This is a genomic window from Bacillus sp. FJAT-27225 (genome assembly GCF_001685025.1).
Taxonomy (GTDB): Bacteria; Bacillota; Bacilli; order Bacillales; family Cytobacillaceae; genus Bacillus_D.
In genome coordinates, this window is sequence record NZ_MAYU01000001.1 from 600,403 (window position 1) to 620,604 (window position 20,202).

Below are 20,202 nucleotides of genomic sequence, written 5' to 3' on the forward strand. Positions count from 1 at the left end.
ACTTTTCCATTTACCATTTTACTTTTCCCGCCCAGGCTTGTAGTAAAAAGGATTGTTTTGATGATCTTTACTATTATTATTATCAATATGCAATCTCCCATCTCCTAAAAAAGCAGCCAAAATAATGTTTTCCACTTTTTCTCCCCTCTTTTGGAGCTCGTCCATTAGCCACCGTTGTTCTAAACGAAGATAGTTTAAATTATGGTAAACAATTTGGCCGTCCATAATCAGGGGAATGGGGATAAATTCTTTCGACACATCCAAATTTAAATCATTTGGTTGTACTGGGCGATAACTTGATTTAGGAATCACGCTGATACTTCCTGTTTCCTCCATTACTGCCAGGGCAATCGTTTGAATATTTGTATACCCTTTTATTCTCAAGTGGGCTAATAATTCATTCAGAGGCATATGCACCTTTTGTAAACCTTTTCTATGAATATCCCCGTTTTGTATTAAGACGGTAGGGCTGTCATAAAAGAGCCATCTTAATTTATTCTGTAATGATAATTTTATAAAAATTTTATAGATGATCACTGTTAATCCCGAATAGACAATCGCTTTTCCCAAATGGTTAACCTCGATCGGGGTACTAATAATATTAGTAAGTACAAGAATATACAATAAATCAAAAGAATGCATTTGTGCGACCGCTTTTTTACCAGTCATCCTTAAAAACAAATATCCTACCATGAAAACCAGGAATGCTCGGTAAATTGTTTCCACATTTGTGACCCCTTTAACCAAGATTTATCTTTAGTATTGGACGATACATGCCTGCCTAAACAATCACTTGGTTAAACAAGGAAAACCTCACACTTTTTATGATTTTCACCTCAACGCTATGATACTTGTCCAAGCAATGTTTTTCTTAAAAACTATATATACATAGAGAAAGATATTTCCTGGAAGCTTTGTAATCGTTGTAATCTAGTCCCTCAACTCAATGTACCGGGAAACCCTTTTCGCATGATCTTTTAAAGGAGGTGTTGATATGTCTCATTTTGAAGGCGAATTTGAACGTGAGAGAAGACGTCGCGACCTTGAGGACAGGCGCCGTGATTTCGAAGATAGAAGGCGGGAATTCGAAGATATACGGCAGGAATTTGAGGACAGAAGACGGGAATTCGAAATTCGGAGGCGCGAATTTGAATTTAGGAGACGGGAATTCGAAGAGCGTATCCGCGAATTCGAATTTGAAGAAAGTAATATCGATATCGAGATCGATGAGAGATTTTAAATACACTTTCACCGGAAAATTTTAAAGGCTGTCCCAAAAGGTTGAATGACAACTCTTTTTGGAAGCCTTTTTTCTGTTTATAAAAAATAGTAAAGGTTTCCTTATGCTTTCAGGAAACCTTCACTTAGCATGTCCAATTTAAAATCGCTTAAAAACCCTGTATCGTCATCCCGCCGTCAACAAATAACGTTTGGCCATGAACATAGCTGCCTGCATCTGAGGCCAGGAAAATAGTTGGGCCAGCCAGCTCAGGCAGTTCACCGACTCTCTTCAGTGGAGTAACGTCAAGGATATCCTGTACATAGTCCGGATCGGCGAGCAGCTTTTCCGTCAATGGCGTTTTAAAGTACCATGGCCCGATGGCGTTAACATTGATATTGTACTGTCCCCATTCAAGAGCCAGCACCTTTGTCATTTGAATGATCGCCGCTTTTGTAGCAGCATATACAACACCTGTCCGAAGTGCAACATGTCCGCCAACCGAGGTAATGGAGATAATCCTGCCGCCTGTGCCCTGCTCCTTCATGACACGCCCGGTCTCTTGGGCAAACATAAACGCTGATTTCAGGTTGGTATTCATGATGGTTTCCCACTCATCGTCTGTTACATCCAAAGCCTTTGAACGAATGTTCATGCCCGCGTTATTGATAAGGATGTCGACGCCGCCCCATTCTTCCTTCACAGTGCGGACCGCCTGTACAACTGATTCCCTTTTGGTCACATCTCCCGGAATAACTAGCGCATTTCTGCCCTGCTTATGTATGAGTTGTGCAGTTTCTTCCAGATCAGCTGCGGTCCTGGACAGAATTGCCACGTCAGCGCCAGCTTCTGCCAGCGCCGATGCGAGAGCCCTGCCGATCCCTCTTCCCGCTCCTGTTACAATTGCTCTTTTCCCGTCAAGCCGAAATGATGGTAAATACACGCAACTTCACCCTTCCTATGTATCTCTGTTTCTATTTCATTATAATGTGAAAATTTAATTAGTGGGGGATTTTTCAATTCCCTTTTATTGATAGTCCGTGTAATGCAGCCAGCCGAGCCAATTCAGCAAATATCAGGACGAATTTTAAAGGAATTGAGCCATTAATAATTCGTTGAAAATAACAATCTCTGTGAACAGGCGGGCCTATTATTTCCTGAAAAAACGAAGAAAAAGCACCGTGTATATGACGGTGCTCCTAGGAATTCTTCTTATGCTTCTGGACCTCTATCCAGATTCTGTTCACTGCCTGCTCTCCGCAAATTTTGCAGGTGGTCACTGTACTATAGAGGAGACGGCATTTTTTGCAATAATATTTTTCCATCATCCTTCCCCACTTTCGATGCTTCAAAATGGTGTTATTACATCTTATTTTTATTCGGACTAAGAGGTGAATAAAAAGGGTAGGCACCTATAAAATTTGCTTCCTTACTGTTAGAAATGTCACTCGATATCGTCAAAGTTCACATAGTTGTAATTTGCTGTTCAATTTTTAGACACATTTCCATTTTTTAAAACGTGATTTAAATCACTGATATGAAAGGTTTTCACTATTGCCACAGTTAAAACCAAGATATGAATACTTTGTGAACTTTAGAAAACCATATTTTACTTTTTTCAGAGTTTTGTATGATGAAGGAGAACTTATTGACTTTTTTTACTATTTAGAAGGGAGTGCAAGGGGATGGCAAAGACAGAATTAGCAAAAACCGCCAGGAAGGTAAAACACAAAACTGCGGACACTGAACAGCCTTTGAAAGGAACACTGGTTTCGGTTTTTTTATTAGGTTTGTTTATTATCGTTTCCTGGTTAGGCGTTTACTTCTTATTCCTGGACCGCTTTTAAGAAAGAGAGGGGAAATTTTTCATGCATATCCATAAATCTGAGAAACTTTGGCTCATTTTTGGCATTTCAATTTTGGCCATCTTCCTGACTACCGTCGGGGTAAGCGCCTTCCATATGGGACACCAGCCCCCAAGCGCGATCCATACGATTAATGTAAAGGAAGTCGCAACAACCGATCCGTTCACAAAGCCCGGCCTGAATAAGGTTGAAGGCAAAGAATGGGACTACGAACTTGTCTATATCGCATCCGCCTTTTCCTATAATCCTATGAAAGTAGAAGTACCGCTTGGTGCGAAAGTAAAGGTCATCGCCACGACTACAGATGTTATTCATGGCTTTGAGGTTGCCGGAACAAACATCAACATGATGCTTGAACCCGGCTATGTCAGCGAGTTCGTCACAACATTTGATAAGACCGGGGAGTTCCTGATTGTCTGCAACGAATATTGCGGCAGCGGGCACCATTTAATGTATTCAACAATCGAGGTGACTGAATAATGCAGGAAAATAACGTACAAACAAAAGTCGACCCTCGTGACGCCAAGCTATCGATGGCCCACTTTTATGTTGCTTTTACCGCGCTGGCTCTCGGCGGGCTGATGGGGTTACTGCAGGTTCTGGTCCGTTCGGGTGAATTCAAGCTTCCATGGGGAATTGATTACTATCAGGTCCTTACCGTTCATGGTGTACTGCTTGGCCTTGTTTTGACTACGTTTTTCATCATGGGCTTCCAGACTGCCGCAGTAAGCCGGACGGCAGGCACGCTCACACATAAAGCCCGCCTAACTGGCTGGATTGGCTTTTGGACGATGACAGTCGGTACAATCATGGCAGCTGTGATGATCTTATTAAAAGAAGCAACCGTCCTTTTTACTTTTTATGCACCGCTTATGGCACATCCAATTTTCTATGGCGGGCTGACTCTCGTTGTCGTCGGAAGCTGGATTTGCGGAGCGTCCAATATTATGGCGTATGTCAGATGGAAACGAAATAATCCCGGCAAGACTGGGCCGCTGCTTACGTTCATGGTAGTAGTCAATACCGTCCTCTGGATTGTTGCTACAATCGGTGTCGCTGCAACTGTTCTGTTCCAGCTTCTGCCTTGGTCTTTAGGAATTGTTGATACGGTAGATGTACTGATCAGCCGTACATTGTTCTGGTATTTTGGCCACCCGCTTGTCTACTTTTGGCTGCTTCCTGCCTACATGGCATGGTATGCAATCATTCCAAAAATCATCGGCGGGAAAATCTTTTCAGATTCACTTGCACGGTTGTCATTCCTGCTGTTTTTGATTTTCTCGATCCCGGTCGGCTTCCACCACCAGTTGACTGAACCAGGGATAGATCCTACCTGGAAGTTTATTCAGGTCATTCTTACTTTTATGGTTATTATCCCATCCTTGATGACGGCATTCTCAATGTTTGCTACATTTGAAAAAACTGGCCGTGCAAAAGGGGCGACCGGCCTGTTCGGATGGTTCAGGACATTGCCCTGGGGTGATGCAAGATTTACAGTTCCTTTCATCGGCATGGCTGCTTTCATTCCAGCTGGTGCGGGCGGCATTATCAATGCTTCCCATCAGATGAATCAGGTTGTCCATAATACAATCTGGGTTACAGGGCACTTTCACCTGACGCTTGCAACAACGGTTATCCTGACGTTCTTCGGGATTTCGTACTGGCTTGTCCCTCACCTGACAGGCAGGAAGCTGACGAAATCAATGAATAAACTTGCACTCATCCAGGCATGGGTATGGGTAGTTGGTATGACCTTCATGTCAGGGGCAATGCATGCCGCTGGACTTCTCGGTGCACCAAGGCGCTCAGCGTTTTCCGATTATGGCGGTTCAGCTCAGGCTGCCGAATGGATACCCTACCAGGTTGCCCAGGCAATTGGCGGCTCAATCCTATTCATTGGAATCATCCTTGTGTTAATTATTTTCGTAAACCTTGCGTTCTTCGCTCCGAAGGGTGAAGAGGAATTCCCTGTGGCTGAAGCAGGCGATCCAAACGAAAAGGCTCCTGCACTTTTTGAAAATTGGAGAGTATGGCTTGGCATTACCGCTGTCCTAATTTTGTTCGCGTATACGATTCCGCTAATGGATATTATCGAACAAGCTCCTGAAGGCTCGAAGGGTTATGAAACATGGGAGAAATGGAAGTAAGCTTTATAGTATGCTTGTGCAAAACATTAAAGGGCTCCGGTCATTGCGACTGGAACCCTTTTCTTATGCGTCTGAACGGATTGCCTTCCATATTTGCAACCGACACCGAAAGCAGGATAACGACTGACCCTATTAGCTGCATGATGCTTGTGCTTTCTGCAAACATGAAAACGCCAAGCAGTGTGGCAACAATCGGCTCGACCGTTGCGATAATCGATGCGAGCGAGCTGTCCGTTTTTTCAAGTCCTTTCGTATAAAGAAAATACGCCAGTACAGTTGGGAACAAAGCAAGTCCAAGCCCGTAACCGAGTACCTCCGGTTTTAAAAGCTGGGAGGCCTTCTCCCAAATTCGTGTGTATGGGACAAGGAACACGGATGCAGCCAAAAATGTGTAAAGCGTAACAGTAAAGGTTGTGTATGTTCGTAAGGCTATTTTCCCAAAAATGCTGTACAACGCATAACCAAAACCCGCTCCTATTCCAATTAACAACCCCACAATCCCAATGTCAGTATGGCTTCCAGTGCTATTGCCTGACACAAAAATAACTCCAAGGAACGTCCCGGCCAAGGCGAGCATTTTCATTAAAGTAAACTTTTCCTTAAAAATGAAATAGGAAAGGATTGATACGAAAATCGGTGCAGTATATAAAAGGATAACAGCAATTGAAACGTCCATATTGTTCAGCGATGTAAAGTAACACCAATTAAAGAATACTATACTGAGTATTCCTGTTCCGATGAACATCCAGCTATCCTTGACGCGAATGGTAAGCTCTTTGCGATAGCGGAGCAAGCCAATCGCCGCAAGAAGGATGGCAGCCATTGCCACCCTTATCGTGACAATTTCCATTGAACTTAAACCGAGCTCGGCAAGCCCCCGTACGAAAATCACGATGGCGCCCCATAGCCCAGCGCCAAGGGCAATAAGAATCAGGGGCAGTTTGTTTTTAAAAAACATTACCTCACCTTATTCCGCAAGCTCGTACAGATTTCCATATTTTTCATATAAATACTTGACTAAGTAGTCCGGATTCAGCCCTTCCCCGGTTACGTCCTGAAGGATTTCAAGAGGCTGCTTCATTTTTCCGAATTGATGGACGTTTTTCGTGAACCATTCCTTGATTGGCAGAAGGTTCCCTTCCTCCAGCATCGTATCGAAGTTAGGCATCTCAGCTTTCAGCGTGTCCATAAATTGGGCTGCATACATATATCCGAGCGCATAAGATGGGAAGTAGCCGAACGATCCTCCGGCCCAATGGACATCCTGCAGAACTCCTTTTGCGTCATTTTCAGGGCGGATACCAAGATACTCCTCATATTTCCTGTTCCAGACCTCCGGAAGCTCGGCTGGCTGTATTTCATCATTGAACAGGGCCTTTTCAATTTCATATCGAATGATGACATGCAGAGGATATGTCAGTTCATCCGCTTCAATTCGAATCAAGGAAGGCTTTGATTCATTAATCGCCTTGTAAAAGCTCTCAACACTAACATCGTCAAACTGCCCCTCGGCATATTGCTTTAGAAGGCTGTAATTGTTTTTCCAAAAACCAAGGCTGCGTCCGACGAAGTTTTCATAAAAAAGCGACTGTGACTCATGGATGCCCATGGAGGTTCCGTCACATAACGGAGTTCCAATCAGCTCTTTTGAAATATTTTGCTCATAGATGGCATGGCCGCCTTCATGGATAGTGCCGAACACAGCGACCCTGAAGTCGTTTTCGACATAATTGGTTGTGACTCGGACATCACCCGGGTTTAGGCCCGTTGCAAATGGGTGAACCGTTTCGTCAAGCCTGCCGGCATTAAAGTTATAGCCAATCTGCTTGAGAGCCTCGAGGCTGAAGGCTTTCTGGGCCTCCTTTGGAAAGTGGTGAAAAAGGAATTTTGTCTCAGGTTTATTCGCTGTATCAGCGATTTTTTTGACAAGGGGAACGATTTTATCACGGAGCCTCGCAAAAACATCGTCGAGGACCTCGACAGTCACCCCAGGCTCATATTGGTCAAGCAGCGTATTGTATTTATTACCTTCGTAGCCCCAATAACCGATGAATCTCTTCGTTGTCTCAACAAGTTTTTCAAGGTATGGAATGAACATCGAAAAGTCCGACGCCGCCTTCGCTTCCTCCCAGATTGATTCTGCCTTTGATTGAAGGACAACGTATTCCCGGTACTCCGCCTCGGGAATTTTCTTATTCAGGTCATATGTCTTTTTACATTCTTTAAGAGACGCTGCTGTGATTTCACTGACTTCCGCACCTGACAATCTGTCTATGTATCCAGCCATCTGTTCGGAAACAGACATAGCGAATACTTCCGCAGACAACATGCCAATTACTTCTGCGCGCTGGTCATGACCAGCCCTCGGTGCGCCTGTCCGTAAATCCCAGTAGATCAATCCCAGCGCCTCTTTATAGGCAGTCATTTTCTTTATGTATTCCAAAAATTCTTGTTCTAGTGCTTTATGTTCCAACTTGGATTCCCCCTTCTTTTGCCCATTTTATCATACTTTTCCAAAACTATTATAGCGAACAACACGAAAACCCCCGAGCAATTGCACTCGGGGGTTTCAATGTTATTTTCGCAGGATAGAGACCTTCCAGGTTTCAGGTCCTTCCTCAAGATATTGCCATTCAAATTGTTCTGGGCGCTCCATCATGAATTGGTAAAGGAGCAGACGTGGATCATGATCATTGATGATTTGCATCTTCTCTCCATGATTCAAGCGATCAAATGTGTTAAAAATGGTTGGATGTTTTTCGCGTGGCGGGAAATCAGGAACATTTACGACGGCTGCATATGTTTGCATTAAAAATCACTCCTGTTAAGGTTTCTTAGGCGAAACTAGATGAATCTTTGAGGGCTAACAGTTTGTCTGGTTACTTTAAAAGGTTTCTGGGTATTACTAGTTTGCTTCCTACTATCTAATGAGTCTCTGAGTGCTACTGGTGATGAGTGACTATCTATTCCCTTCAGCTAGTAATTAAGTGTTACTTCCAGGATAAGTCCCTTTAGTACTACTCGGAGTACTACTAGTTTATTTTGATGGTTACCTAGTGAGCCTGTGAGTACTACTAGTAAAAATTTGCTATCCAAATTGTTTAACTATATAGATTGAAATTAATATTTTCTAAATAGGTCTGTTGATTTCCGTTCCACAAAGGGAAGCTTCTTAGAATTTTCATTGCAGGGACACAAAGGAAAGCTTCCGTGAATAAACATCGCAGAGACAGACGTTTTTTGTCTGTCGCGAGGCGTTCTTTGCCTGTCACGAGGCGCTTCGCTTTCCGCGGGGCGTGCGATGAGCCTGTCTAGCTGCGGCTCCGCATTTCTTTCTCCTCGCCGCCCTTGGCGTTTGTGGGGTCTCACCTGTCACGCTGCTCCCGCAGGACGTTGAATAAGCTTCCTTGAAAAAGCATCGCAGGAGAAAATGCGCTTTTTGCATTTTCGAACGAGCTTCGCGCCTTCCCTCCAATCAACAGGACTGCCAAAAAGATTTTTTTAAGTTCAACATATATAGTAATAAATAGTGAGTTTTAGTAAACCAGTTTATTCCTATTTACAAGAAGGTGGCATCCGCCTACCAAGTAAGTGAGATTTCTAAGTTTCAAAAAAATTTTATCACCCTGTTCTAACGTTTTATCGCCCTGAACGATACATATATCACCCCGAATGAAACTTGTATCGCCCGGAACAACGCACCGCTGCTTCCCTGGATCCAAACCGGCCTCATGCTATCCTGAAAAGGCTCATTTGAACGATTAGAAAACCAATGATAACATCTGCGAATACTTCAAAAATGCCACCTACTCAAAGATGGATAATCCGCCAGCGCCCAGGACTTTAGGAAGTTTGTGTCCTCTCTGTCATTCCATGTACCATCCTTCCTTTCTTTTCTGTTTACAAATGGAATTGTACCTGTTCACAAAACTGTTATAAGTGGTGCAGTTCATGTCCTGCCTGTGATTTTTCACACAATGGCAATTTAATTGGAAACAACGTGATGAACATCACATTACTGGGTTTTCATCCCTGCTAAACTTTAGTTAACAACAAATATACAGGGTAAAAGGTGATGCCGATGAAACGGACTGACATCATTAAGCGGCTTTCTGAGGTTCCCATTTTCAAGGAATTGAATTTTTGCGAATTGGAGGAACTTGTTAAAATTGCTCAGGCCCGCACTTATAAAAACAAGATGTATGTATTCATGCAAGAAGATCCGCTTGATCGAGTGTTCTTCATCCATTCCGGGAAGGTCAAAATCTATAAAACAGATTCTACCGGCAAGGAACAAATTATTTCCGTACTGGAAGCAGGTGAAATGTTCCCGCATGCAGGTTTTTTTAGAAAAGGAAATTACCCCGCTCATGCAGAAATCATTGAAGAAGCTCAATTGGTCGTTATTCCAATCAATGAATTTGAAAAAGTACTGATTGCCTATCCGGAGCTAAGCATCAAGCTTTTTAGAGTACTTGGCGAAAAGATTGTCGATCTTCAGGCAAGGCTCGAAGCACAGATTCTTCATAACACTTATGAGCAAATTATCCTTCTTTTGCTTAGGCTGACTAAGTCTAACGGCGTCGAACAGGGAGACCTCCATAGATTGACAACACAGTTCACAAACCGCGAGCTGGCCAATATGATTGGAACTTCCAGAGAGACAGTTTCCCGGACTGTGAATCACTTAAAAAAGAAAAAGTACATTGGCCAGGATTCGTCCGGCTTCTACATCATCAACACAGATGAATTGCAAGGAGAACTTTTTTAATAGGAGAGATAAGGATGGAAAATAGAGTAATTGAATTGGATGTACGGGAAGATTTAAAAAACAAAATTGAACCGTTTCAGAAAATTATGGAGGCAATAAAGGAGCTGGAGGAAAATGATTGCTTCATCCTTCATGCGCCGTTTAAGCCCGTTCCCCTGTTTGCAGTCATGAAGGCGAAAGGGTTTACTCATGAACTCGAGGAGCTGGAGAAGAAACATTGGAAGGTAACATTTACTAAGAGAGGTATCCATTCATGATTCTCGATAACCGGGGCCTCGAACCGCCACAACCTATGATGCGCACTCTGGCAGCGCTTGAGAAGCTTGGTGATTCTGAAAAACTGACCATCATCAATGACCGCCGTCCGATGTTTTTGTATGAGCAGCTGCAGGAACTCGGATACCAGCAGCATACAGAAGAACAGGAAGACGGCAGCTTCAAAATTGAGATTTTTCGATAAAGAGAAACTTCAATCAGTGGGGGGTTCTTCATCCTCCCACTGATTGTTAGTTCAACCAATCGGGTTTTTACGGGCTGTTATCCCCCACCTACGCTTCATCGATTCCCCAGCCTTGAGGTTGGGGTCTTACAGCCCGTTAATACGGGATAAAAGGTGTGATTCAAATTGATTCAACAAACTTCAGGCAATGAAACGAATATCAAGCTGCCGTTTGCGTTCATCCTGATCGCGCTTGTTTGCCTTGCAGCCTCCCAACTATTGTTGATTGTGAATGGGGATATGGTGTCCGAAGGAATATTCCGGATTCCGGCCATCTGGTCGGCGGCTCATCTCTTATTGCTTGGATGGGCGCTTATGACTGCTATGGGAGCCATGTACCAGCTGGTGCCTGTTGCGTTTCTCACTCCGATTTGGAGCGAAAGATTCGGTTTCGTCCAATTTGCCGTTACGGCAGCAGGTATAACACTTTTTTCAATTATGCTTTATATAAGCCCTGGCAACGCGTTCCTGCCTGGTGTGCTGATGCTCCTTGGCATCCTCATGTTTTTGCTGCAAATGGCAATGACGTTAAAAAAACAGGCAAAACCAACTATCCTGACCCTTTTTGTCGGGACAGCACTCTTCTGCCTGTTTGCTACCATCCTATTAGGCATTTCCATGGTCTGGACGATGAAAACGGGATCCGGTGGAAGTGTTTATAACCCAATATTCAAAAGCCATATTTTGCTCGGAACAGCCGGCTGGTTCTCATTGCTGATTTTTGGTTTTTCATACAAAATGGTTCCGATGTTTTCGCTTGCCCATGGCTATGGGATGAAAATGGCTGTCTGGGTATATGCAGTTTATGTTACAGGTGTTGTCGTTACGACTGCCAGCTTCTGGACTGATAATGTTATCCTGTTGGGCCTTGGCCTGGGATTGTTGGCAATTGGTTTTTTAATGTTTGCCTGGCATATACTCCAAATTGTTGGTAAAAGAATTAAGAAAAAACTTGATAAGCCTTTCATGTTTGCATTGTTAGGTATATTGTTTGGAATGATTATCCATCTGGCAGCCCTTGTTTCTTTCGCAGCAGGGAGCCTGTCCATTACAATTGGGCCGCTTGTCTATCTCTATATCATGCTTTGGATCGCCTATAGCATTCTCGGCTATCTTTATAAAATCGTTCCATTCCTTTGGTGGACACATAAATATAGCCAAGAAATTGGTAAAACCACTGTGCCGGCTTTAAAGGATATGGTCAATGACAAAGCTGCATTGCCACTGTTTATTGTCCTGGCTTTGGCCTCGATAGTCGTGTTTTTTTCAATCCTGTTTCAATCTGCTGCAGCCTTTCTTATTGGGCAGGCCACTGTGTCAATCGTGCTTGTGATTATTAGCATAACAATCGTTCTGGTTTTGAAAAAATAAAGGAGTGGTCCTCTATGAATACAGTTGAAAAAATCCGCACGGAACTGAAGAGAGTTTACGATCCCGAATTGAATATTAATGTTGTCGACCTTGGACTAATATATGACATTCAACTTGTCAACGAATCGGATGCTGAAATTACGATGACATTGACAACACCTGGCTGCCCGCTTCATGATAGCATTACAAGCGGTGTTAAACATAGGATTGAGTCACTTCCTGATATTCGGACTGTTCATGTCAACCTTGTCTGGCAGCCGGCCTGGTCGCCCGTGCTGATGTCACCCGATGCAATCAAGCAATTGAGGGGATAATTGAAAAACAAAAAAACCGGAAGCAGCCATTATTTGCTGCTCCCAGTTTTTGGGTTATAATTTCGCAAGCTTCCTCGCCGACAGGGCTCGTTTCCAATTTTGTTCCGCTTCCTTTAGCAAAAGGAACGATTGTTCTTTAAGCATTGTATCCTGTCTGGCCATTTCCATGCTCTTTGAAATAGCTTCGGCAATCTTTGCAAAGTTTGGTCCCTGGTTCAATTTTCATTCCTCCCGAAAAAAGGTAACATGTTCTATCCTATTCCGGGGTTAAAGGAATTATACCGGGGATTTTTAAATTCTAAAGCTTAGTTGCTGAGTGACACGAATTGATTCAGTGTTGGGATCACTTTAACTAGTTACTATCAACTATGCCGGCTTGTTTCCTTGGCGGTCTTGGCCCCCAATATTGATAAAAGTCAGTGCGGATGAATCCATTGAAAAGCTTGCGTTTTTTCGTTGCCGGCTTTCCGTAGAATTTTTCGAAGCCCTCATGCGACGTTAAAATATATTTGCTCCACGTATCCAGCTTTTCAAATGCTTGGCCCATTTCCTTGTACATCTGCTCGACGCCAGGCCGGTCTCCGAGCCGTTCACCATATGGCGGGTTTCCTACGATCACTCCATACTCCTTATCGGACGTCAAATCGCGGACCTGCATCTGTTTGAAGGAAATCATATCACCCAGCCCTGCTTCAAACGCATTGCTTTGTGCGATTTTGACCATACGGTGGTCAATGTCTGAGCCTTGAATATCAAGGACCTGATCATATTTTGCAAGATCGTCCGCTTCAGCCCTGGCCTTCTCCCAAATATCCTCACCAATCCAGGTCCATTGTTCGGAAACGAATTCCCTATTGAATCCAGGCGCTATGTTCTGGCCGATCAAAGCCGCTTCAATCGGAATAGTACCCGACCCGCAGAACGGGTCAATGAATGGCTTATCTGGATACCAATTTGTCAGCATAATGAGTGCAGCTGCCAATGTTTCTTTTAGCGGCGCTTCCCCCTGCTCTGTCCTGTATCCGCGTTTATGCAGTCCAGCCCCACTTGTATCCAGGCTGATTGTTGCTACGTCCTTCAGCAAAGAAACCTCAATCTTGAACAAGGCCCCTGTCTCTTCAAAACGGGAAACCTTTTTGTAGCGCATTTTCATCTTTTCTACAATTGCCTTTTTCACAATCGCCTGGCAATCGGATACTGAGAATAATTTCGACTTGACTGACTTCCCGCTGACGGGAAACTCGGCATCCTCAGGCAAAAATTTATCCCACGGAAGTGCCTTTGTTTTTTCAAACAGTTCATCAAACGTATAGGCCTTAAACTCTCCGACTTTTATTTTTACACGGTCAGCCGTCCTTAGCCAAAGATTGGCTCTGGCAATCGCAAGCTCATCACCAACGAAAGTCACCCTGCCGTTTTCGGTTTTTCCCTCATAGCCGAGGTCCTTGACTTCCTTCGCCACAAGGGATTCAAGCCCCATTGCCGCCGTTGCAATTAATTCATATTTACTCATTATTTCCACCTTACCTATATGTACTTTATATAAAATTCGGCCGGTGCCACTCCCCTTACCAAACACCGCCATCTACCTTATCATGTGCTAAAGCACTTTCATTAGCCCCATCATTTCCAAGGCTCTATTCATACATGTTAACAGAATTACATAAACGGGAGGAAATGTCCAATTCTTCTATTAGTCAACATACAAAAAGCCTCCCCCAAAGGGAAGGCCCTGATTTATAAGATTATACTGTTCATTTTTCCTGAAATAGCGTTCTGTAAGCCATGTTCTGTACCATTGTACTGCAAGCGACTATTGTCTCGTACTCCGGTGGTAATCATCTATCTCCAGGCTGTATTGCCTGTCCTTCTCCTGCGTTGAATTCCGCGGAGAAAGTTCCCCTACCATAGTTTGGGTTTCTCGCTCGTGGGGTTTACCTCGTTCCACCCTTCCTGTTTCCAGCAAGGCTCCGTCACTGTGGCACTTTTACAGGTAGTCATGCCATATCCAAAAGGACTTAGGCATTTTCCCGGCCGTCAGCCCAAAATGAGCTGCCCTGGCTTATTTTTTCGCCAGGCACGAACCCTACAGGCATCTCAGCCTGTGCGAGCATGGACTTTCCTCTACAGCAAAGCTGCAGCGATTACCCGAACGCTAATCTCATGAACACTCTCTATTATATGTATATCCCGCCGCCAAATCAATGGATTTTGCAGGAAGAAGCGGGATTTCCTGCCAGTTACTCATACAGCTTATTGCCGAACACATGCTTTTCCAAATTGGAAAGGCGCTTCAGGATGTCGAAATTTGTCGTTCCGGCAGGCTGTGGAGGAGGCTGCTGGGCCGACCGTCGTGTCGCCTCTTCAAGCTGTTTTTTCAGACGGAGGTTTTCCTGCTGGAGTTCCTCAATTTCCTGATGGAATGTTTCATAGTCCTTAATGATTAAATCAAGGTACTTATCAACATCCTCTTGCTTATAACCGCGCATTGCTGTTTTAAATTCCTGTTCAAGGATATCTTTTGCGGTTAATTTAATTTTATCCGATAGCATCGTTTTCACCTCTACAGTAAGCCAATCATTACCTATTATTTTTTCAAAAATAGACACTTTTGTCAATGTACCTTTTTCTGAGCGTAATCCACCTCGTGGCTTTGTTTAAAATTCGTATTTTTTCAACTGTTCTTCTTCTACAATCTGTTGGAGGTCATAGAACGTAATGAGCGTGACTGGGTATCCGTCAACCTGCTGTGCCATTTCATAAAGAAACCTGGGGCTGCCCTCTTTTTCGGGATCATATAAAAGCAGGAGCGCGTCGCTTTTATGGATGAAAAATTGGTTTTTCAGCTTGAACTGGGCTGGATTTTCATATTTCTTCTTCGTCACCGAATCCACAAAATCCGCGCTAATCAAAATGGATTCATACCATTCTTTGTTCTTTTCATTCCACTTCTCTTCCTGTTCTAAAAAGGGGGTAATGACAGCAAGTTTAAGCTCCGGGAAATCCTCCTGCAGCTCAAAAACCGTTTCTGCTGCCCAAAGCTCTGCACCCAGCTGGCCGCTAATTAAAATCCATTCAAGGCCAGTCTCAGCCAAGGGAAGAATTTCTTTTTTAAAGGCTGCTTTTATAAACGCAGCAGACGGATGGTCCTTCTGAAATATTCCCAATTCAAATGGCTTATAGCCTGAAATAGCAATGACTTTATACGTCGGAATCGCCCCCGATGCTGTTCTCTTTCTATCATATTACCATTGAACAGGAATAAAAACACAAAAAGGGCCAGTATCGCCCTTATTGAGTCATTTTGGATTAGTAAGGCATTAGTCCCGGACCGGCTGGATTTGAATGTGTAAGGTGATTGACCGTTGAATTTGTATGCGGGAAATAATGCTTATGAATAATTCTTTGATGGTTAACCGTTACTGTATGTGCAGGGTGGATATGAGGGATCACAACAGTGGAGTATACGTGCTGCACACGGACTGGAACCATTTGAAATCCGGCTCCCGGCATCATTGGTCTTCCAAACATAGGCATGCTCCTTTCAGAATGGCTGTAGTAGCCTATGCCAAATAAGCGAAAAATGAATAGGAGAATTGCCTACTTTAAAATAAAAATGTGTAGAAACTATTCTTCATATTTGTAAAAACGAATGCCGTTAGAAAAACAATTAGGAAGAACAGAAAAAAGACCGCTTTATACATGAATACATCCGCTCCGCTATTGAAGATATTTGTCGAAAAATAATTACACCCAAGTCCCCATTTTAATAGGTTTTACTACTATTAACAACTAGGAAATAATGAATTTTATCATTAAAATATGAACACTTTGTGACAAAAAAAAACCGCCACAATTACCGGGTTCCCATTCACTATCGCAAACGTTAAAAAAGTAATGCAAAATGATTAAAGGATGAATTTGCAATGCAATTTGTATAGGAAAATGCGGGGTACAATAGCCAGTGTACCCCGCCAAAATACAGTGCATTTTGATTGATTTCAATGCGAATGAATAATAAGCGGAAAAATTCCGGCTATATTGGGAAATACCCATATTTCCTATAAAATAAAGGGAGTTTTTCCGTTTATTTTATTCAAATCTTTGGATTTCGTCTTATTTAGAGTATTTAACCGGAATATCTCCGCCTATACCCGCTTCTAATGCTACAACTATATACATTAACAGGAAATTTTCCGCTTATGGATTCCGTTACGCAACAGTCCGATTCTTATTGAGACCGGCTTCTGCTTATAATCCAGTCCCTTAAAACCACCTCTTATTGCTTATCTGACCCAAGCTTCTTTTGAAGTCTTGCTAGCCTCGACAAAATATCAGTTTTACGAAGTGTACAACTAACCCCGCGAACTTTTTCTCCTTCACATTTCCCGAAAGCCAAATCTGTATAATGATATGCGCTGCGATAGTCCCTGAAACGGTGTTCCAGGATTTTTGCAGATTCGATACTAGCCTCTAGAGAAATTTCATTACTTGGCGATTCGGATGCGGCTTTGAAAAGGTCCAGTGCTTCAGCCCACTGCTTTTCCTTTTTGCATGAATAAGCGAGCCTCAGCCTGGCAATTGCCGCTTGCTGGTCATTGCCATCGATAAGTTCAGAGTATGTTTTTGAGGCTTCAGAATGGTTTCCGACCGCCGAAAACCATTGCCCTACCTCCAATGATTCCTGGCGTGTCCGGTCCCTATCCCTGCCGCATAGCTGGAACGTAAGATGTGTATAAAGAGTAACCAGGGATAATATGTCGATTTCATTGTGCTTCATAATGCCGAGCATCCCGTCTGGCCTGCCTGTCTCGACAAAATCAAAATAAATCATCGGTGCCAAAAATCCTGGAATGTCATCTTCCCTCTCCACGCCAAGAACATCTTTTTCGACCATTGAAAGCTTCATCCGTTCAAGCTTATGCTTCCATAGTCTTCTTGCCGCATGATACAGATCAAAATGGCCAAACTCCGGAAGCTTTGGTACATGCTCGCGGACAAGCGTATGCCTCGTCTTCACCTGTGGCCAGTCAAATGACTTTCCATTATACGTAACAAGTGTCCTATAATCGACACTTTCAAGGAAACTTTGATAAAGCGGAACCTCAGCACCTGGATGAGGAAGGATATGCTGTTTTAAATGGAGATGTTTTTCAGAAATCCTTGCCTGTCCTAGAAGAAAGATGGTATTGCCTGTTCCCCCGCCAAGCCCGGTTGTTTCCGTATCAAAAAAGAATAGCTCCTCGGCGGAATGGCCCTTTGCGGAAAGAGGGTGGTCAATGCCGGTTTCCTCCCATAACGAGACAGCTTCATGGAAATCGCTGAATTGATATCGCCCATGTTGGTGGTGAAGCGGATAAAAAACTTCCCGAACCAAACAATAATTACCGTCGAAATGGAAGGCCTTTACACCAGCCTTTTTCCATTCCTCCCAGTAACGAATCTCTGCGGTTACTTCCTGAAGGCGGGTCTTATCATCCCATTCTCCTTTTGGTCTTTGGTTAAGGTGCTCACCTGTTTCATGACCACTACTCTTATGGCTTGCTGAAAGATGGGGCTTCAACCTATTCAATTTATTTTTCAGAGACATATAATCACGACCGTGCGCTCCTGGCAGCCGCCAGGAAATGTTTAGTTATTTTTAAAGCATCCTTCTTTGCAGTTATCGAAGTTGCGTCCATTCCAATACATGATGGACAGCCCTCTTCACATGGGCATCTGTCAATCATTGCAGACGCTTCTTCAAGGACCGTTTCCATTCCAGCATATAGCTTGTCACTCAATCCCACTCCACCGGGGTAACTATCATAAAAGAATATCGTCGGCTTCTCATTGTGGTCTGCTTTAACTTGTGGAACGACATGAATATCCTGCGGGTCTGCCATCACGAATAAGGGCGCAATATGGGATAGTGCATGGGCTGCACCAATCAATCCTTGTTCGAGGCGGTCATGTTTGAGCTCGTCAAGGTTATCTTCTAGCGATACCCAGGCAGAGCTCGTGTGCAGCTCCATTTCAGGAAGGAAAATCGGGCCAGAGCCGATATTGTCATGTGATTCAAATTTAATTTTTTTGAAAATGGTGGCCATAGCCCTGACGCTTACATCGCCATAGCCAATTTCCACTCCATTTCGCTCAGCAAGCTTGTCAACCTCAAGAACCTTCAATTGAACCGCTAGATTCGCATCTGTATAGTAGTCCACATCAACTTCTCTGACAAACGCCTTCTTTTCGTCCCAATCAAGTTTTTCAACCTGATACTGTATTCCTTGATGGAGGTAGATGGCCTCGTCATGCAGCAATGTCATTGCCGAAAATGTATCCATTTCACCGATTACCTTAACATTGGCGATATTGGATTGGTCGATAATGATGACATTTTCCTGTGAAGCAGACCTTAAACTAATGTTATGGGCAGGGAAGGAATCATTCATCCAGTACCATTTATCGCCGTTTTGGTAAAGTACACGCTCTTCCACCAAATACTCAAGCAGTTCCTCTGTTTCGAGCTTTCCAAACTGTTCGCCTTTTTTAAACGGAAGCTCATAGGCGGCGCACTTTAGATGGTCAATAAGGATAATTAAGTTATCAGGATTGATTCTTGCTGTTTCAGGACTTTTATTGAAAAAATATTCTGGGTTCTGGATCACATATTGATCAAGGGGACTTGAACTGGCCACCATGATGACAAGTGCTTCACCATGTCTTCTGCCAGCACGCCCTGCCTGCTGCCATGCACTTGAAATCGTTCCCGGGTAACCGGTCATAATGCACACCTGAAGCTGGCCGATATCCACACCGAGCTCAAGTGCGTTCGTGCTCACAACCCCATATATATCCCCATTGCGAAGTCCTTTTTCAATCTGGCGGCGTTCGGCGGGCAAATAACCGCCCCGGTAACCCATAATTGACTTTGGCCCAAGCTGATTTTTAACAAGTTCTTGAAGATATGTCAGGATAATTTCAACCCTTACCCGACTCCTGGCAAAAACAATCGTCTGGATTTTATTGCGAAGCAGTTCTCCCGCAATTCTCCTCACTTCAAGTGTTGCACTTCTCCTTAAGTTCAAAGGTTTATTGATAACAGGCGGATTATAAAAAACAAAATGCTTCTTTCCTGTTGGAGCTCCATTATTGTCGACCAAAACCATGTTTGTTTCAGTCAGAGACTCGGCAAGCTCGAGCGGATTCGCAATGGTTGCGGATGTACAAATAAATACAGGATTACTTCCATAATAGCTGCAAATCCGCTTAAGCCTGCGAATAACATTTGCAACATGGCTTCCAAACACACCCCTATATGTATGCAGCTCATCAATGACCACAAACTTTAAATTTTCAAATAAGCTAACCCATTTTGTATGGTGCGGCAAGATTGCACTATGCAGCATATCCGGATTCGTGATAACAACGTGCCCTGCTTTCCGGACTCTTTGCCTAATATTGGCCGGTGTATCTCCATCATACGTATAGCTGTTGATATCCAGTCCGGCTTCCTGGATCAATTCGTTTATTTCACTTTTCTGATCCTGGGCGAGCGCTTTGGTTGGAAACATATAGAGTGCCCTTGAACTGCTGTCATTTAAAATTGTCTGAAGAACAGGCAGGTTATAGCAAAGAGTTTTGCCGGAAGCAGTTGGTGTGACAGCCGTTATACTTTGGCCTGACATAACTGTTTCAAAAGCGCTTTTTTGATGGGTATATAATTCAGAAACTCCTCTTTGCTGAAGAGCTGTTTTTAATAAAGGATTTAGTCCATCCGGCATTGGTTCAGTCCTGGCCGGTTTTTCATCAATTGTATGCCAATGAACGATATTATTCTTGAATTGTCCATCAAGCCTAATCCGTTCCAGCATCTCCTGAAGGTTTTTTCTCAATTTCATGTACATCACCCCCTATTCTCTATTGTAGCGAATAGACGTTCGTTAAAAAAGAAAAACATCTCTTTTCGTGCAGATGAAATGTAATGAAAATAATTCCAGGATATTGTCAAGATATTGCCACGGAACAATTTCT

The 20,202-nt window shown here is 43.4% G+C and carries 22 protein-coding genes and 1 other RNA gene; 9 read left to right on the plus strand and 14 right to left on the minus strand.

Annotated elements, in window-relative coordinates; genetic code table 11:
- Window positions 1–18 precede the first annotated feature (18 nt).
- A complete protein-coding gene (locus tag A8F94_RS03085; RefSeq protein WP_077247532.1) occupies window positions 19–726 on the minus strand; it encodes a DUF421 domain-containing protein in 708 nt (235 codons plus the stop codon).
- A gap of 268 nt (window positions 727–994) precedes the next feature.
- Here A8F94_RS03085 and A8F94_RS03090 point away from each other — a divergent pair, with 268 nt between their 5' ends.
- Entirely contained in the window at window positions 995–1,240 is a 246-nt protein-coding gene (locus tag A8F94_RS03090; RefSeq protein ID WP_066195437.1) for a hypothetical protein, read from the plus strand.
- Between the two features lie 148 nt (window positions 1,241–1,388).
- Here the strand turns inward: A8F94_RS03090 and A8F94_RS03095 are convergent, their stop codons facing one another.
- Window positions 1,389–2,162, minus strand: a complete 774-nt coding sequence (locus tag A8F94_RS03095; RefSeq protein WP_066195442.1) for an SDR family NAD(P)-dependent oxidoreductase — start codon at window positions 2,160–2,162, stop codon at window positions 1,389–1,391.
- 742 nt (window positions 2,163–2,904) lie between these two features.
- Between A8F94_RS03095 and A8F94_RS03100 the strand changes: the two genes are divergently transcribed.
- From A8F94_RS03100 to A8F94_RS03110, 3 genes are read left to right on the plus strand one after another with little or no spacing between them, the layout of a single operon-like run.
- On the plus strand, window positions 2,905–3,066 hold the full coding sequence (locus tag A8F94_RS03100) for a cytochrome c oxidase subunit 2A (protein WP_066195446.1): 162 nt from the start codon (window positions 2,905–2,907) through the stop codon (window positions 3,064–3,066).
- A gap of 21 nt (window positions 3,067–3,087) precedes the next feature.
- Window positions 3,088–3,564, plus strand: coding sequence for a cytochrome c oxidase subunit II (locus A8F94_RS03105; protein ID WP_066195448.1), 477 nt, complete (start codon window positions 3,088–3,090; stop codon window positions 3,562–3,564).
- Complete coding sequence (locus A8F94_RS03110) at window positions 3,564–5,231, plus strand: b(o/a)3-type cytochrome-c oxidase subunit 1 (RefSeq protein WP_066195450.1); 1,668 nt, start codon at window positions 3,564–3,566, stop codon at window positions 5,229–5,231. Before A8F94_RS03105 ends, A8F94_RS03110 begins: the two co-directional genes overlap by 1 nt.
- Window positions 5,232–5,271: 40 nt before the next feature.
- On the opposite strand, the gene A8F94_RS03115 is transcribed toward A8F94_RS03110, so the two are convergent.
- The 3 genes from A8F94_RS03115 to A8F94_RS03125 all read right to left on the minus strand — a co-directional run bounded on the left by A8F94_RS03115 (window position 5,272) and on the right by A8F94_RS03125 (window position 8,040).
- The gene (locus A8F94_RS03115; RefSeq protein WP_066195453.1) at window positions 5,272–6,189 is read right to left on the minus strand and encodes a DMT family transporter; all 918 of its coding nucleotides are present in this window, start codon (window positions 6,187–6,189) and stop codon (window positions 5,272–5,274) included.
- 9 nt (window positions 6,190–6,198) lie between these two features.
- Window positions 6,199–7,704: a carboxypeptidase M32 gene (locus tag A8F94_RS03120; RefSeq protein WP_302621285.1), complete on the minus strand. Its 1,506-nt coding sequence runs from the start codon at window positions 7,702–7,704 to the stop codon at window positions 6,199–6,201.
- Window positions 7,705–7,806: 102 nt separating this feature from the next.
- Window positions 7,807–8,040 (minus strand): DUF2249 domain-containing protein, encoded by a 234-nt coding sequence (locus A8F94_RS03125; RefSeq protein ID WP_066195455.1) that lies wholly within the window; start codon window positions 8,038–8,040, stop codon window positions 7,807–7,809.
- 1,272 nt (window positions 8,041–9,312) lie between these two features.
- Between A8F94_RS03125 and A8F94_RS03130 the strand changes: the two genes are divergently transcribed.
- The 5 genes from A8F94_RS03130 to A8F94_RS03150 all read left to right on the plus strand — a co-directional run bounded on the left by A8F94_RS03130 (window position 9,313) and on the right by A8F94_RS03150 (window position 12,186).
- On the plus strand, window positions 9,313–10,002 hold the full coding sequence (locus tag A8F94_RS03130; protein WP_066197219.1) for a Crp/Fnr family transcriptional regulator: 690 nt from the start codon (window positions 9,313–9,315) through the stop codon (window positions 10,000–10,002).
- A gap of 14 nt (window positions 10,003–10,016) precedes the next feature.
- Window positions 10,017–10,259 (plus strand): DUF2249 domain-containing protein, encoded by a 243-nt coding sequence (locus A8F94_RS03135; RefSeq protein ID WP_066195458.1) that lies wholly within the window; start codon window positions 10,017–10,019, stop codon window positions 10,257–10,259.
- On the plus strand, window positions 10,256–10,462 hold the full coding sequence (locus A8F94_RS03140) for a DUF2249 domain-containing protein (RefSeq protein ID WP_066195461.1): 207 nt from the start codon (window positions 10,256–10,258) through the stop codon (window positions 10,460–10,462). The genes A8F94_RS03135 and A8F94_RS03140 overlap by 4 nt, the downstream gene beginning before the upstream one ends.
- A gap of 165 nt (window positions 10,463–10,627) precedes the next feature.
- Complete coding sequence (locus tag A8F94_RS03145) at window positions 10,628–11,872, plus strand: hypothetical protein (protein ID WP_066195463.1); 1,245 nt, start codon at window positions 10,628–10,630, stop codon at window positions 11,870–11,872.
- Between the two features lie 14 nt (window positions 11,873–11,886).
- Window positions 11,887–12,186: a metal-sulfur cluster assembly factor gene (locus A8F94_RS03150; RefSeq protein WP_066195469.1), complete on the plus strand. Its 300-nt coding sequence runs from the start codon at window positions 11,887–11,889 to the stop codon at window positions 12,184–12,186.
- A 54-nt stretch (window positions 12,187–12,240) separates the two neighbouring features.
- On the opposite strand, the gene A8F94_RS25610 is transcribed toward A8F94_RS03150, so the two are convergent.
- From A8F94_RS25610 to A8F94_RS03185, 9 genes are all read right to left on the minus strand, one after another.
- Complete coding sequence (locus A8F94_RS25610) at window positions 12,241–12,405, minus strand: hypothetical protein (RefSeq protein ID WP_175384346.1); 165 nt, start codon at window positions 12,403–12,405, stop codon at window positions 12,241–12,243.
- A gap of 133 nt (window positions 12,406–12,538) precedes the next feature.
- Window positions 12,539–13,699 (minus strand): THUMP domain-containing class I SAM-dependent RNA methyltransferase, encoded by a 1,161-nt coding sequence (locus tag A8F94_RS03155; protein WP_066195472.1) that lies wholly within the window; start codon window positions 13,697–13,699, stop codon window positions 12,539–12,541.
- Window positions 13,700–13,960: 261 nt separating this feature from the next.
- Window positions 13,961–14,342, minus strand: an RNA gene (gene rnpB / locus A8F94_RS03160) — RNase P RNA component class B.
- A gap of 84 nt (window positions 14,343–14,426) precedes the next feature.
- The gene (gpsB, locus tag A8F94_RS03165) at window positions 14,427–14,738 is read right to left on the minus strand and encodes a cell division regulator GpsB (RefSeq protein ID WP_066197220.1); all 312 of its coding nucleotides are present in this window, start codon (window positions 14,736–14,738) and stop codon (window positions 14,427–14,429) included.
- A 105-nt stretch (window positions 14,739–14,843) separates the two neighbouring features.
- Window positions 14,844–15,401, minus strand: coding sequence for a DUF1273 domain-containing protein (locus tag A8F94_RS03170; RefSeq protein ID WP_066195475.1), 558 nt, complete (start codon window positions 15,399–15,401; stop codon window positions 14,844–14,846).
- Between the two features lie 94 nt (window positions 15,402–15,495).
- Entirely contained in the window at window positions 15,496–15,717 is a 222-nt protein-coding gene (locus A8F94_RS03175; RefSeq protein WP_066195478.1) for a CotD family spore coat protein, read from the minus strand.
- A 74-nt stretch (window positions 15,718–15,791) separates the two neighbouring features.
- The gene (locus A8F94_RS26080) at window positions 15,792–15,890 is read right to left on the minus strand and encodes a hypothetical protein (RefSeq protein WP_254660776.1); all 99 of its coding nucleotides are present in this window, start codon (window positions 15,888–15,890) and stop codon (window positions 15,792–15,794) included.
- Between the two features lie 575 nt (window positions 15,891–16,465).
- Window positions 16,466–17,776 (minus strand): ribonuclease H-like domain-containing protein, encoded by a 1,311-nt coding sequence (locus A8F94_RS03180; RefSeq protein ID WP_066195481.1) that lies wholly within the window; start codon window positions 17,774–17,776, stop codon window positions 16,466–16,468.
- 4 nt (window positions 17,777–17,780) lie between these two features.
- The gene (locus tag A8F94_RS03185; protein WP_066195484.1) at window positions 17,781–20,069 is read right to left on the minus strand and encodes a DEAD/DEAH box helicase; all 2,289 of its coding nucleotides are present in this window, start codon (window positions 20,067–20,069) and stop codon (window positions 17,781–17,783) included.
- Between the last annotated feature and the right edge of the window lie 133 nt (window positions 20,070–20,202).